The sequence below is a fragment of the Sulfurimonas sp. NW9 genome (assembly GCF_051132275.1).
Taxonomy (GTDB): domain Bacteria; phylum Campylobacterota; class Campylobacteria; order Campylobacterales; family Sulfurimonadaceae; genus Sulfurimonas; species Sulfurimonas hydrogeniphila.
Map to the genome: position 1 here is coordinate 2,118,419 of NZ_CP093236.1, position 13,715 is coordinate 2,132,133.

Annotated in this window: 16 protein-coding genes and 1 pseudogene; 5 read left to right on the forward strand and 12 right to left on the reverse strand. The window is 40.5% G+C overall.

Features of this window, described 5'->3' with window-relative positions; genetic code table 11:
* The first annotated feature begins 17 nt into the window (after positions 1-17).
* On the forward strand, positions 18-1,100 hold the full coding sequence (locus MLC44_RS11960; protein ID WP_434657532.1) for a peroxidase family protein: 1,083 nt from the start codon (positions 18-20) through the stop codon (positions 1,098-1,100).
* A 359-nt stretch (positions 1,101-1,459) separates the two neighbouring features.
* Here the strand turns inward: MLC44_RS11960 and MLC44_RS11965 are convergent, their stop codons facing one another.
* From MLC44_RS11965 to rplM, 12 genes and pseudogenes are all read right to left on the reverse strand, one after another.
* A complete protein-coding gene (locus MLC44_RS11965; protein WP_346389706.1) occupies positions 1,460-1,951 on the reverse strand; it encodes a hypothetical protein in 492 nt (163 codons plus the stop codon).
* Positions 1,952-1,959: 8 nt separating this feature from the next.
* Positions 1,960-2,262 (reverse strand): hypothetical protein, encoded by a 303-nt coding sequence (locus MLC44_RS11970; RefSeq protein ID WP_151899464.1) that lies wholly within the window; start codon positions 2,260-2,262, stop codon positions 1,960-1,962.
* Positions 2,262-2,777: an S-ribosylhomocysteine lyase gene (gene luxS / locus MLC44_RS11975; protein ID WP_346389707.1), complete on the reverse strand. Its 516-nt coding sequence runs from the start codon at positions 2,775-2,777 to the stop codon at positions 2,262-2,264. Before luxS ends, MLC44_RS11970 begins: the two co-directional genes overlap by 1 nt.
* 319 nt (positions 2,778-3,096) lie before the next feature.
* Entirely contained in the window at positions 3,097-4,053 is a 957-nt protein-coding gene (locus MLC44_RS11980; RefSeq protein WP_226066313.1) for a thiamine pyrophosphate-dependent enzyme, read from the reverse strand.
* A gap of 9 nt (positions 4,054-4,062) precedes the next feature.
* Positions 4,063-5,284 (reverse strand): annotated as a pseudogene (locus tag MLC44_RS11985) (2-oxoacid:ferredoxin oxidoreductase subunit alpha).
* Positions 5,285-5,680, reverse strand: coding sequence for a 4Fe-4S dicluster-binding protein (locus MLC44_RS11990; RefSeq protein WP_346389709.1), 396 nt, complete (start codon positions 5,678-5,680; stop codon positions 5,285-5,287).
* Between the two features lie 10 nt (positions 5,681-5,690).
* Positions 5,691-6,248 carry a pyruvate flavodoxin oxidoreductase subunit gamma gene (locus MLC44_RS11995; protein WP_346389710.1) on the reverse strand — a complete coding sequence of 186 codons (558 nt, stop codon included), beginning with the start codon at positions 6,246-6,248 and terminating at the stop codon, positions 5,691-5,693.
* 112 nt (positions 6,249-6,360) lie between these two features.
* Complete coding sequence (locus MLC44_RS12000) at positions 6,361-7,014, reverse strand: HAD family hydrolase (RefSeq protein ID WP_346389711.1); 654 nt, start codon at positions 7,012-7,014, stop codon at positions 6,361-6,363.
* Position 7,015: 1 nt separating this feature from the next.
* Positions 7,016-8,533, reverse strand: a complete 1,518-nt coding sequence (locus MLC44_RS12005) for a peptide-binding protein (RefSeq protein ID WP_434636908.1) — start codon at positions 8,531-8,533, stop codon at positions 7,016-7,018.
* Positions 8,533-9,888 carry a hypothetical protein gene (locus MLC44_RS12010; RefSeq protein WP_434657536.1) on the reverse strand — a complete coding sequence of 452 codons (1,356 nt, stop codon included), beginning with the start codon at positions 9,886-9,888 and terminating at the stop codon, positions 8,533-8,535. Before MLC44_RS12010 ends, MLC44_RS12005 begins: the two co-directional genes overlap by 1 nt.
* Positions 9,889-10,015: 127 nt before the next feature.
* A complete protein-coding gene (gene rpsI / locus MLC44_RS12015; RefSeq protein ID WP_151899451.1) occupies positions 10,016-10,408 on the reverse strand; it encodes a 30S ribosomal protein S9 in 393 nt (130 codons plus the stop codon).
* An 11-nt stretch (positions 10,409-10,419) separates the two neighbouring features.
* Positions 10,420-10,842: a 50S ribosomal protein L13 gene (gene rplM, locus MLC44_RS12020; protein WP_151899450.1), complete on the reverse strand. Its 423-nt coding sequence runs from the start codon at positions 10,840-10,842 to the stop codon at positions 10,420-10,422.
* Between the two features lie 118 nt (positions 10,843-10,960).
* Here rplM and modA point away from each other — a divergent pair, with 118 nt between their 5' ends.
* Genes modA through MLC44_RS12040 form a run of 4 tightly spaced genes read left to right on the forward strand, consistent with a single transcriptional unit; the run spans position 10,961 to position 13,621 of the window.
* Positions 10,961-11,707, forward strand: a complete 747-nt coding sequence (gene modA, locus MLC44_RS12025) for a molybdate ABC transporter substrate-binding protein (RefSeq protein WP_434657538.1) — start codon at positions 10,961-10,963, stop codon at positions 11,705-11,707.
* Positions 11,704-12,102, forward strand: coding sequence for a TOBE domain-containing protein (locus MLC44_RS12030; protein WP_151899448.1), 399 nt, complete (start codon positions 11,704-11,706; stop codon positions 12,100-12,102). Before modA ends, MLC44_RS12030 begins: the two co-directional genes overlap by 4 nt.
* Positions 12,099-12,770, forward strand: coding sequence for a molybdate ABC transporter permease subunit (gene modB / locus MLC44_RS12035; RefSeq protein ID WP_151899447.1), 672 nt, complete (start codon positions 12,099-12,101; stop codon positions 12,768-12,770). The genes MLC44_RS12030 and modB overlap by 4 nt, the downstream gene beginning before the upstream one ends.
* Positions 12,767-13,621: an ATP-binding cassette domain-containing protein gene (locus MLC44_RS12040; protein WP_418640735.1), complete on the forward strand. Its 855-nt coding sequence runs from the start codon at positions 12,767-12,769 to the stop codon at positions 13,619-13,621. The genes modB and MLC44_RS12040 overlap by 4 nt, the downstream gene beginning before the upstream one ends.
* The last annotated feature ends 94 nt before the right edge of the window (positions 13,622-13,715 follow it).

Below are 13,715 nucleotides of genomic sequence, written 5' to 3' on the forward strand. Positions count from 1 at the left end.
GAACCTGAAGCAGCCCATTGGAACAACAGGGCTTTGGTTGGAAAAACAGCTATAAAAGCGGCAAAGGAGCCGATACTATTTCAAGCGGCTTGGAAGGTGCCTGGACACCGACTCCCACAAAATGGGACAACAGCTATCTTGAAATCCTGTTTAAATATGAATGGAATCTTGAAAAAAGCCCTGCAGGTGCGTGGCAATGGGTCCCTGTCAATCCTGATGCAGAAGATTTGGTCCCTGATGCACATATAGCAGGGAAAAAAGACAAAACAATTATGTTTACAACAGATTTGGCGCTGCGAATGGATCCTGAATTTGAAAAAGTTTCCCGCTCTTTTTTAGAAAATCCGGAATTATTTGCCCAAAGTTTTGCAAAAGCATGGTTTAAACTGACACACCGGGACATGGGTCCAAAATCACGTTATCTTGGGCCGGAAGTACCGCAAGATGAGTTCCTGTGGCAAGATCCGCTTCCTGCTGTTAATGAGGATACGCTGATAAATGACGATGAAACAGAGGCTCTTAAAGAAGAGATTTTACAAAGCTCCCTGCAAATCTCCGAGCTGCTGTATACCGCCTGGTCATCTGCTGCAAGCTATAGAGATTCAGATAAAAGAGGCGGTGCCAATGGTGCAAGAATTGCTCTGGAACCACAAATAAACTGGCAGGTGAACGATCCGATACAGCTGCAAAAAGTATTATCTGCTTTGCAAGAAATTCGAGAGAATTTCAATGAAAATCATAAAAATAAAATTTCACTTGCGGACATGATTATCCTTGGAGGAGCAGCGGCACTTGAAAAAGCTGTACACAATGGCGGCTATGCAAAAAAAGTTCCTTTCCTGCCGGGAAGAGTTGATGCGACACAGGAGCAGACCGATGTTCACAGCTTTGCATACCTTGAACCAAAAGAGGGAGATGCCTTTAGAAATTATCTTCCAAAAGAGTCTCAGGTAGCTGCTGAACGTCTTTTACTCGACAAAGCACAGCAATTGACACTGAGTGTTCCTGAAATGACAGTGCTCATCGGTGGGCTGAGAGTGCTCGAGGTCAATTATAGCCAAAGTGACTATGGAGTGCTCAGCGACAAAAAAGAAGTCTGAGTAATGATTTTTTTGTCAATTTGGCAGATATGAATATACATGGTCACAGATGAAACACACAGCTTGTTTGAGGGCCACCAAACGGCGAAATTCGATACAGGGCAACACGTGCAGATTTAATTTTTGGTGCGAACTCGCAACTGCGCGCACAAACAGAATTTTATGCCCAGGATGACAAACAGGAACAGTTCGTAGATGACTTCATTTCGGCATGGGATAAAGTGATGAATTTAGACAGGTTTGATGTTTTATAAAATTATTTGATGATTTCTTGATGAAACACTTCTTTTAGCTCATCAAAAGGAATCATCTCCTGTGTCAAACGAACTGCAAAAGGGGCAGGTGAAGTTTGAGAAAAATTATAACCCGTTGCCCCACATGTGCATTTTTTTTGCCATGACCAGATCATATTCAGGCAGTATGTCTATGGCATTGGGGGCACGAAATTCAAATTTTTCCAACAGCTCTTTTGTCTTTTCTATATCCATTGTTCCTTTTTTTTGCATAATTATCACATTTGCCGTATTTGCAAGTGTTGTGTAGGCAATTCTGAGGAGCAGCTCCGGGTTTTGATGCCTAAAAAAAACATCTTTGAAAATTACGATGTCATGATCTCTGGGCAATGCACGAAAAGGTTTTGAAAAATTTGGTATATACTCTATTTTAATCTCTTTGAGGGCATCGGGAATTTGCAGCTTTTTTTCTGTATAAAGGGCTAAATGAAACTCACCCTCAACTGCTGCAATCATTTTTTGCAAAGCAAGGGTCGTTGCATCAATTTTGTCGGTAATCTGAATATAGTGATTTCCCGGCAGAGGGTTAAAAAGTTCTAAAAACTGTTTTAACTCCATTGTTTTTCCTAATATGCAAGATCATGCAGTTCTCGAAATAAATACGCTTCTACAATCTCATCAATCGTTTTTTGCGTATGTGCAACGAGTACCATCATGGACATATTCATAAAGTCCATAACAGGTTCACCATCGCTGTTTACAACAACGGCTTCAGACCAGTTCTCAAAACCGTCGTATGTGTCACAATGCAGTACCTCTACAAGTTCACCCTCTTCTATACGAAGCTGTGCCCATGTTTTTGCTTCTAAAACCGGTGTAATCTCGGCTTCTTGCACATCTGCAGTGTTCATCGGTACTAAAACCAACATTAGCTGTTTATCTCTTTAAGTTTCTTTTTACTCAGTTGCAGTTTTTTGTTATCCATCACGCCTATTTTATTCGAAAGAATGTCACTGGCAATTTTTTTGGCATTTTTAAGAGAGTGCATTTTATAGGTTCCGCACTGATAAATATTGAGTTCAGGAATATCTTTTTTGCTCTTTACATGTAAGACATCTTCCATAGATTTTTTCCAGGCCTTTGCCACTCTTTTTTCATCAGGAGTTCCAATTACCGACATATAGAATCCTGTACGGCATCCCATCGGCGAGAGGTCTATAATTTCAACATTTTTGGAATTTAAATGATTGCGCATAAATCCTGCAAAAAGGTGTTCCAAGGTATGAATTCCCCGTCCGTCCATTTTGTCTTCGTTTGGTTTGTAAAAACGCAAGTCAAAAACTGTAATTTTGTCTCCGCACGGTGTTTTCATAACTTTTGCTTTACGCACTGCAGGTGCCGGCATAATTGTGTGGTCAACGGTAAATGAGTCTAATAATGGCATGAGTCTATTCCTTAGTTTATATTATATGTATTTTAGCGAAAAAAATTGATGATAAATTGAAGGATGAAAGCAGGCATGAATTTTAGCCCGGACTGAAGTCTCTATGCCGTTAAGTTAAGAAAATAATGCTTTCTCGGAAGCGGTACTTCAGTGCCGGCTGTTGGAATAGTCTTGCCACTCCCAGCCCGGACTGAAGTCCGGGTTCCGAAAAATAAAGAAGTTTTAGATTTACTGTAGTTTGTGCCAAAGTCAGAAAAAGGCTAGGCTAACAGCCTGCCGTTTCTGACTTTTGTGCAAAATGCGGTGAAGATGAAACTTCTTAAACGCGAGCTTCTTCTCGGCGGTTTAAGTACTCCCAGTTTGCATCTACACGTTCTTGCCACTCTTTAATAAGATGTTTGTATTCATCTTTAAAAAGATGCTTGAAACGTCCCTGTGCAGCTAAATATTCTTCAACAGGAATAACGTTTTTTGGTCTGTATGTTATGTTTAACTCATGCCCGTCAATGATTTCATAAAGCGGAAATACCAACGAATCAGTCGCAAGGTCCGTTAACAGCATCGTATCTTTTGGGTCAAATTTCCACTCGGTTGTACAAGGAGAAACTGCATTGATAAATACAGGCCCCTCCACTGCCATACCGTGTTGGATTTTTTTCACCATATCTTTCCATTTGTTTGGAGCTACCTGCGCCGCATACGGAATACCGTGGCTTGCCATAATGCTTACCATGTCTTTTTTGTTTTTCTTCTCACCGTAGCTTACACGACCTGCCGGTGCAGTTGTTGTGCTTGAACCGATCGGTGTTGAAGAGGAACGCTGTCCGCCCGTATTTGCATATACTTCATTGTCTAAAACAACATGCATCATATTGTGCCCACGCTCCATACAGCCTGAAATCCACTGAAAACCGATATCGTAAGAAGCACCGTCGCCGGCAAAAGATACGAATTTAGGGTTACGGTCAGGCTGCTTGAGACGGCCTTTGCGTTTTAATGCATTATACATGGCTTCAGCTCCTGCAACAGCAGTTGAGCCGTTTTCAAAACCGATGTGAATCCATGAAGCATCCCATGAAGTATAAGGATACACTGCTGTACAAACTTCTAAACATCCGGTAGATGCTGAAAGAACCAGGTCATCATTCGTTGCATTTAAAACTTCACGAACAATGATAGAGTGTGCACAACCAGGGCAAAGAAGGTTTGCCCCTTCAAAACGGTCTGCTGATGTAGAAAACTCTTTTAAGTTTTTAATTTTTTTCATTTCACTCATCGTTTTTTCCTATAAAAATTGTAATTTCGGTCCACGAACACCGATAAATTGTTGTAGTGGAGTAAGCACCTTGCCGGCATCAGCATTTGCCTGCAGTTCAGTATACAGGTCTGTGAGATGTCTTTTTGTTAAATCTCTCCCGCCAAGACCATAAATGTAACCCGAAAGTAAGGCTTTTGTATCTGTGTTAAAAAGTGCACCCGCAATTTCATTAAAGCATACCCGGCGCTCCGTTTGGAGACGAACGGTCAAGTGCTGCTATAGCTTTTACATCTTTAAGCGCTTCTTGAATTTCAAAAAACGGAAACGGCCGAATAACACGAAGTCCGACAACACCGGCCTTAACACCCTTTTCTCTCATCTCGCTTGCCACTTCACGGGCAGTTTCTACTGAAGTACCCATACACACAACACACACATCCGCATCATCCATATCATATTTTTCAACGATATTGTATTTGCGTCCTGAGAGTTTCTCGAACTCATCAAAGGCTGCTTGAATCTTTGGCATTACTTTTGTCATAAGGTCATTATGCTGGCGTGCTTTATGTTCAAAATGCCAGTCTTCTTCTGTTTGTACTCCGTGTGTTACCGGGTGTTCAAAATCAAGCATATCGTTCATAGGCTTGAAATCACCTACAAAACTGTATGCGGTATCATCATCGAGTGTATGCACACCCTGTGCTGTATGTGAAGTCATGAAACCATCCTGGTGTACCATACACGGCAGTCTCACATCATGATCTTCAGCCACTTTAAAAGCGATAAAGTTCAAGTCATACGCATCCTGAGGGCAGTATGCATCAAGCTGTATCCAACCGCAGTCGCGTCCAAGATACATATCTGAATGGTCACCATTTACGTTCAGCGGTGCAGCCAATGCACGGTTTACGACATTTAAGACAATCGGCAAACGCATACCGGAAGCCTGATAAAGCGTTTCAACCATTAAAGCAAAACCCTGTGAAGATGTTGCGGTAGCAACACGCCCGCCGGCAGCTGCAGCACCGATACATCCTGACATTGCCGCATGTTCAGACTCAACCATTACGAATTCACCCTCGACATAGTTGTCTGCCAAAAATTTTGCATATCCCTCAACTATAGGAGTTGACGGCGTAATCGGGTATGCGGAAACAACATCAATTTGACACTGTCTCATTGCCTGCGCAGCTGCAAAGTTTCCATCCCATACTTCGATATCTCTTAATTCCATTTTATCAAATGCCATCTATTTCTCCTTTGTCTCTTTAGCAGGCCAATTTGCTATTTCTGTTTCTTCGTCTGCCTGTTCCGGAAACATTAAAAGTGATTTTGGGTTTGTAGGACAAACCTCAACACAAATTCCGCACCCTTTACAGTGATCCATATCTATACCTATCATCTTTTTGTCTCTTGAAATAATTGAAATATCCGGACAGTAGACCCAGCAAAATTGGCAATCAATACAAAAATCCTTATTAAAAACCGGTTTTTCAATTCTCCAGTCAGCAACACTTGCAGAAAAAGAGCTGTTTTGTGAATACGGACGGTCTTCTTGGAGTGTACCCGCAATATCTTCTACTGCACCATCAAATGTACGAAGCATTGCTCCGATTTCAAATTCGTCCCAACCTGTATTTGCCATCTATAGCTCCTTATTTTACTTCATCATATGCGCGCTGTATGGCGATCATATTTGCATCAACAATTTTCTTAGGCAGTTTATCTAATATTCTCATCATATTCTCTTTAAAGAATTCAATATCATACATACCCGATATCTTCATAAAAGCACCAAGCATCGGTGTATTAGGAATAGGACGCCCAATCGTTTCTTGCGCAATTTTAATACAGTCAACCGTGTAAACATCTTTGCCCTCAAGTTTTGGCTGAGAGGCGACAAGTTCTTCTGTACTCATATGCGTTGTAATGATGTATTTTGTATTGTCTTTCCCGTTTACCGTAACATCTGTTGTGTATACCAAAGCGGGATCTATGACAAAGACATAATCAGGCTCCATATATTTTTCATGATTCATGATTACTTTATCATCCACACGATTATATGCTGTCATCGCAGCTCCACGTTTTGCAGAACCGTAAAACGCAAATGCCTGTACATGTTTACCAGTTGTAGAAATAACGTCTGCCAAACCCTTGGCACCTGTAACAGCACCTTGGCCAGCACGACTATGCCATCTAATCTCTAGCATAAATTCTCCTTCAATTTTCAAGAAACTTACTTTAACAATTTTTGTCAATTCTTAAGCTCTATTTTAGAACAGACCCACTTAAAGTTAGCTTGATAATATGATTAAGATTAACTTATACTATAAAGTGTGCGGTTTTTCTACTTTTCAGGTAACCGATTGCATCCAAAGAATCATTAAATATAATGTCAGAAAACTTTTTTAAACTTTTTTTCTCTTCATATCCACTCAAAACACCGATGGAATTGACACCGGCATTTTTTGCCGACAACAGATCCATCTGTGTATCTCCGATCATCCATATCTCTTTGTTTTTTGTATCAAAACTCTGCAGAGCTTTTAAAATCGGTTCCGCATGCGGTTTGGGATTTTGCACATGTTCTCTGCCTACAAGGACCTCAAATTTATCCATTAATCCGAAATGTTCCATTAAAATCCGGGAATATTTTCCTGTTTTTGTTGTCACTATTCCCAAAGAAGCAAATGCTGCTGCCGCTTCTACGGCCTCTTTGGCATTGGGCAGGAGTTTTGTTTTTTGCGTGGAAATTTCTCTGTAATGCTCTTTGTAGGTAGTGACAAAATCCAAAACAAGCGCTTCATCCACCCCGAGTTCTCTGTACATTACATCCAAAGGATGGCCGATAAGCGCCTTTATCTGTGCATCAGCGGGTACAGAGAAGCCGTGCACTGCAAAAGAGTTGTGAAAACTCTCCAAAATTGCCTCTGTCGAGTCTATAAGTGTGCCGTCCAAATCAAATAATATTATCACGTCAGTTTTTCTCCCATTGTATGTAGTTGTGCCATATACCGCTTTGTGCCGGTTGAATATGCTTTATCTTTTTGTTCACGGCCGTGATGGAATTTGGAATATACAAAAAAAGATAAGGGTTGTCCTCTGCAATGATTTTAAACATCTTTCTCCACAGCTCTCCCAGTTTTTTTCTGTCAATTGTCGCCTGTGATTTTTCTATCATTGCGTCTATTTCACTGTTGTGATAGCCTACAAGGTTAAAACCGCCCGGTTTATCGCTTTTTGAGTGCCAGAACATATAGGGGTCGGGTGTAGGTGAGAGTCCCCAGCCCAAAAGAACCGTGTCAAATTTATGCGGAAAAACCACCATATTTAAAAAGGCCTGCCACTCCATGACTCTCAGCTTGACAATTACACCGGCTTTTTTGAGCTGATACTGCAGGATTTCTGCCGCATAGGGGCGAATCGAGCTGGCGTTTGATGTGGCTATTTCAAAAGTAAAAGGGTGCTGCTCGTCATAACCTGCCTCTTTAAGCAGTCTTTTTGCCTCCCCAATATTTTGTGTCGGAGCTTTGACATCAGGATTAAAGGCAATTGTTCCCGGCAGAAACGGACCCGTGCAGACCTTTGCATGTTTTAAAAAAAGGATGTCGATGAGTTCCTGCCTGTCAATCGCCAAAGAGAGTGCGCGTCTGACTTTCGGATTTTGAAACTTCTTTTTTCGCAGATTAAATCCGAGATATGTATAGGAGAGAGTGATTTTTTCATATATATTGAAGTTTTCAAAAAATTTCTGAGTAAGCTGTCTTTCATAGACGAAAGGCTCTACACTGCCGATATCCAGTTGTCCTGATTTAAGCATCAAAAATCTTGTCATTGCATCACCGATAACATGGAAAGAAACAGTATCTATCTTTGGTCTGCCCTCGAAATACGCATCAAAAGCAGAGAGCTCTATATTTTTTGAGTATTCAAGACGTGTCAGTTTATAGGGACCTGTCCCTGTCGGATGTGTATTAAAAGAGGCGTTCATCAGGTTTTTTTCGTTTTTTAAAACATGTTCGGGGAGTATCCCCATCATCCATGTCTCAAGTGCCTTAAAGTAAGGTTTTGTGTATCGTACTTCTATCTTGTAGTCATTGATAATCCTGACGCTTTTGACAAAACGAAAATCTGAACTGTAAGGGGAAACTATTTTATCTGAGAGAAGTGTTTTATAGGTAAAGAGCACATCCTTGGCACTGAATTTTTTGCCGTCATGCCACAAAACATTTTTTTTCAGTTCAAAAACAAGTGTTTTATTGTCTTTAAAATAAAATTTCTCTGCCAAATCCCCTATAATCTCTTTGGAATCTTTGTCATATTTGACAAGCCCGTTAAATATAAAAGAGCTGATTTCCGAGGAAGAAGAATCTGTTGCCAAAACAGGATTGAGTCTTGAAGGATTTGACGATGTAGCCAGATGCAAAGTGGCTCCGTTGAGAGAGCCCAAGAAGAAACTCCAGGAAAAAAAAAGAAAAAAAACCGTCTTTGCCATTACTGTACAACTTTACCGTTTACTGTAAGTCTGCTGTCTGTAAATGCTATATCAAAATAGACACTCTGCGCATCCTCTTTTGCATAGGATACAATCACTGCTGCCGCAGGTGTATCTTCTATCATTTTGAGATAGAGTGCTTTTGCCACTTTTATTTTCATATTCATCTGTGCATTTGCAAGCAGCAACAGAGGTGACATCTTGAGTTTTTTGGCAAAATCTTTGTCCTGTGCTATTTTCAAATCACTTTGAATTTTCATACTGCCAAGTTCTTCAATCCTGTTGAGTGTTATATTTTCAAAGGAGAGGTCCGATACCTTTACATGTAAACCGTGTGCAAGCATGGCAAGCAAGGCCTGCTGTTTTATCTGTTTTGACTGTGTGAGTAACTGCGAAAATTTTTCATAGCTTTGTTTGTCCAGGTCCTCAATAGAGATATCGCTGTTCAATGCTTTGAGAGAAAAATTTAATTTATTTGCGTGAAATATCAAAGTATCTATAAAGCTTTTTGAATGCAATGCCACTTTGCCGTCTTTTTCAGAAGAAGAGGAAGCCATATCCACATTACCAAGAGATATATTGATATCATCCTGAGAATTTTTCATCAAAAACTTGATTTGAAATACTTTAGTATCCGTTGTATAGTGGGAAAAAGATGCAAATTCACTCCTGTTTTGCAAATTATTTATCTCAAAAGAGAGTGCATTTGCAGCATCTTCCAAAGCGAGCTTCATTGTTTGTATATGAAAAGTCATATTTTCTGCTGCAAAAAGGCTTCCCTCTCCGCTGAACCTGACACCTTCTAACTGCATACGCACATTTGCATTCTTTTTTACACTGTAATGCGTATCTATATCTTTGACAAAGCCGTTAAAATCACTACTGAGCACATTGTACTCTACATGATACAAAAGCCCTTTTGCATTAAGAAAATCAGTAAAATATCTGTAGGCTTGCGGATTGTTTTTTTTCATCTCCTGCATAAGTGTATTTGCAAGCTGCAAAGGATATACCTCTACAGTCACAGCCTTTGAAAAGGGAATATTGCTGTAGGCAACATCTGCGCCTATTGTCGCACCTTGAAAAACTTTCTCTACAGCCGGCGGCACTGCTGATTTTGTGTAAGAACGTAAATAGTTTTGCAGTGCCTGTGTATCTTGCAAAACAAATTCAAAATGCTGTTTTGTGTTAAGATAACCGCTCTCTTTTGTACTCTTTTTAAGTACCAGACCCTGTGACTGCAAAACCTGAATATTTTCATCTATAAGTTTTTGCATGAAACTGTTGCCGAAAAACGGAAAAAGAAGCATTATGAGTATGGTAAACAGTGTGAGAATGAGCGTTGTTCTTTTCATATAAATACCTGCTTTTTTATGGAACAGACATTATATACTAATAGAGTTAATTTATTGTGTACTTTGCAAAGAGGAGATAAAAAAGAATTTTACCAATGCAAAAAGCATTGATAAAAATTCCAAACGATTAACGTTTAGAGAACTGGCGAGAACGACGAGCTTTACGCTTACCTGGCTTCTTACGTTCAACAACACGTGAGTCACGAGTCATCATACCTTCAGGTTTAAGCATTGCTTTTAATTCTGGATTGTATGCTACCAAAGCACGGGAAATTCCGTGACGAAGTGCATCTGCCTGACCACCGAAACCACCGCCTAAAGTAGTAGCAACGATATCAACATTTGTTTCTTGTTTTGTTACTACCAATGGCTGTTTTACACGAAGTTTTTTCGCTTCAAGTCCACCCAACCATGCGTCTAACGAAAGACCGTTGATAGTGATTTTACCGGTTCCTGGAGTTAACCATACTTTTGCTACAGAGGCTTTACGACGACCTGTTGCATATATTTTATTTGCCATATAATCAGTCCTTATTTAGCAATTTGTGCAGTGTGAGGATGTTCAGCACCTGCATAAATTTTTAATTTTTTAAGCATTTTAGCACCAAGCTTTGTTTTAGGAAGCATACCGCGAGTTGCCAACTTATACAGTTTCTCAGGGTTCTTTTCTAAAAGCTCAGTCATTTTAACGCTCTTTGTACTACCGAAGTACCCAGAGTGAGAAAAATATTCTTTGTTTGCTATTTTTCCAAGACCGTTAAATTTTGCCTTAGAAGCGTTGATGATAACTACGTAGTCACCACAGTCGATATTAGGAGTAAAACACGGTTTGTTTTTCCCACGAAGTATAGTAGCTACTTCAGTGATCATACGACCGAATGTTTTACCCTCAGCATCAATCAAAACCCATTTTTGATCGATTTGTTCAGGAGTTGCAATTTTTGTAAATTTCATTCTCGAACCCTTCAAGTAATTTTATTTGATGGAAGTATAGCCGTATAAACTTATAAACAACTGAATTTAAGTTATTTATAAGCTTTGCCGATTAGGGTTTCTCTGCTATAATCTTGTAATGAAAAATTATCTTATTATACTTTTATTCTCCTTTACAACTGTTTTGGCGGGTACTCTCAACATTGCAACCGCGGCAAATGTCAGTTATGCCCTTCCCCGACTGATAAAAGAATTTCAAAAAAATAATCCGCAAACAAAAATACAAATGACTATAGGCAGCAGTGGAAAACTCACAGCACAGATAATGCACGGCGCACCTTATGACATTTTTCTCTCTGCAAATATGGCCTATCCAAAAAAATTGTACGAAAAAGGCTTTGCTCTGACCAAACCGGTTGTGTATGCCCGGGGCGCGCTTGCTCTTTTTAGCACAAAAAAAAGAGACTTTCAGCAGGGAACAGCTCTCGTTCTTGACAAAAATATCAGAACAATAGCCATAGCCAATCCGCAAACCGCACCTTACGGAATAGCAGCGCGTCAGGCACTGCAAAATGCCTCTTTGTATAAAAAAATCAAAAAGAAACTTGTTTACGGAGAGTCTGTCGGACAGACTGTTGCCTATGCAGTCACGGCAGCTGATTTGGGTTTTATCGCCAAGTCAGCACTCTTTTCTCCTAAAATGAAACAGTATGAAGAAGGCGTCAATTTTAAAGATGTTGATCCAAAACTCTACACACCCATTGCACAGGGTATTGTTTTGCTCAAACATGCCACAGACAATGCAGACGCACACTCTTTTTACACCTTTTTACTCTCACAACCGGCAAAAGAGATTTTCAAAGCGTACGGATACAGTGTACAATGAATACAATTCCAGCAAAAGCAGAGACAATCCAAACAGTACAAAACTTACATGTAGTACACTTTACATGTAATGAGAGCACGCTGGGCATGATGAGCCTTGAATTGCCCCAAACACTCACACAAAACACAGAAGTTCTCCTTACATGCAAACCCACAGCCATCGCCATAGCAAAAAATCTTCAGGGAGAACTGAGCCATGCAAACCAGTTACATGTAACGGTGCGTTCTATAGAAGTCGGAGAGCTCTTGTCTGTTGTAGAGTTACAGTTTTATGACAATGTTTTGGAGTCCATCATCACAAGCGATTCTTTGCAAAGAATGCAGTTGCATGTAGGGGAATCTGTCATCGCACTGATAAAATCAAGTGATTTGTCACTCAAGGAGATAGTTTCATGAGTTTTGAACCCTTTGTGCTCTCCTTCAAACTTGCGGCGTTGACAGCTTTTATTCTCTTTTGTATCGCCCTGCCGCTTGCATGGTTTCTCTCACAGACAAAATCACAAACAAAACCTTTTTTAGAAGCCCTTACAGCTTTGCCAATTGTTCTGCCCCCTTCTGTTTTGGGGTTTTATCTGCTTTGGGCATTTGCATACAGCTCCCCAATCGGTCACTTTTTTGAAGAGACTTTTGATGTCAAACTTGTTTTTTCTTTTACGGGACTTGTTGTGGCAAGTTGTTTTTACTCTTTGCCATTTATGGTGCAGCCTCTTCAAAACGGGTTTGAGAGTCTCAACAAAAATATGCTTGAGGCGAGTTACATTGCCGGCAAAAGCAAACTCCAGACTCTATTTTTTGTCGCCCTGCCAAATATGAAACCGGCGGTACTCACTGCCGTCATTGTCACTTTTGCCCATACAGTCGGAGAATTCGGCGTAGTTTTAATGGTAGGCGGCAGCATACCGGGTGAGACAAAGGTGGCCTCTGTAGCCATTTATGAAATGGTGGAAAATATGGACTACACTGCCGCTCATATCTACAGCGCCATAATGGTGGGCATCTCTTTTGCAGTACTTCTGAGCGTCTACATCTTTAATGCCAGACACAACAGAAGGTTTGGATTATGATACATATAGATGTCACAAAAACACTTCACGGAGCCCAGGGCGTTATGCCTTTACATGTAAAGCTCAATATTAAAGAGGGCGAGTTTGTAGCCATCAGTGGGAAAAGCGGCAGCGGAAAGACTACACTTTTGAGAATTTTAGCAGGGCTTGAAGAGGCCAAAGGGAGCATCACTGTACAAAACAGCGTCTGGCTTGATGCAAAAGGGGCCCTGTCTGTTCAAAAAAGAGCCATCGGTTTTGTTTTTCAGGAGTATGCCCTTTTTGAAAATATGAGTGTAGAAAAAAATCTGCTTTTTGTCAACAATGACAAAAAATTAGCCGAGCATCTTTTGGAATTGAGTGAACTCTCCAGCCTCAAAGAACGCTATCCAAACAGCCTCAGCGGCGGGCAGAAACAGAGAGTCAGCATCTGCCGTGCCTTGATGAAAAAACCAAAAATATTACTGCTTGACGAACCCCTCTCGGCACTTGACCCTGCTATGCGGACAAAGCTGCAAAACGAACTGCTTGTGCTGCATAAAGAGTTTGGCACGACAACCATTATGGTCAGTCACGACCCGAGCGAAATATACCGTCTTGCCTCTCGTGTCATCATTTTACAAAACGGAAAAATAATCAATGACGGCGCACCAAAAGAGGTTTTGCTCAAGACGCAGGGCAGTCAAAAATTTTCTTTTGAGGGAGAACTGCTCGATATTAAAAAAGCAGATGTCATCTACATCGCTGTTGTAGCCATAGGACAGCAACTCGTCGAGGTTGTCGTCAGCTCCGCAGAAGCCAAGAATCTCCAAATCGGACAAAGTGTCAGACTCAGTACAAAGGCTTTTGCTCCGACTGTCACACAAAACTAAAGCTTTTTATTGGCTTAACGGTATTCCCCCCCCGTTTATTATAAACAAATATTAATCTTTTTCATGCTAGTCTATGGTTAATACTACTAGGAAA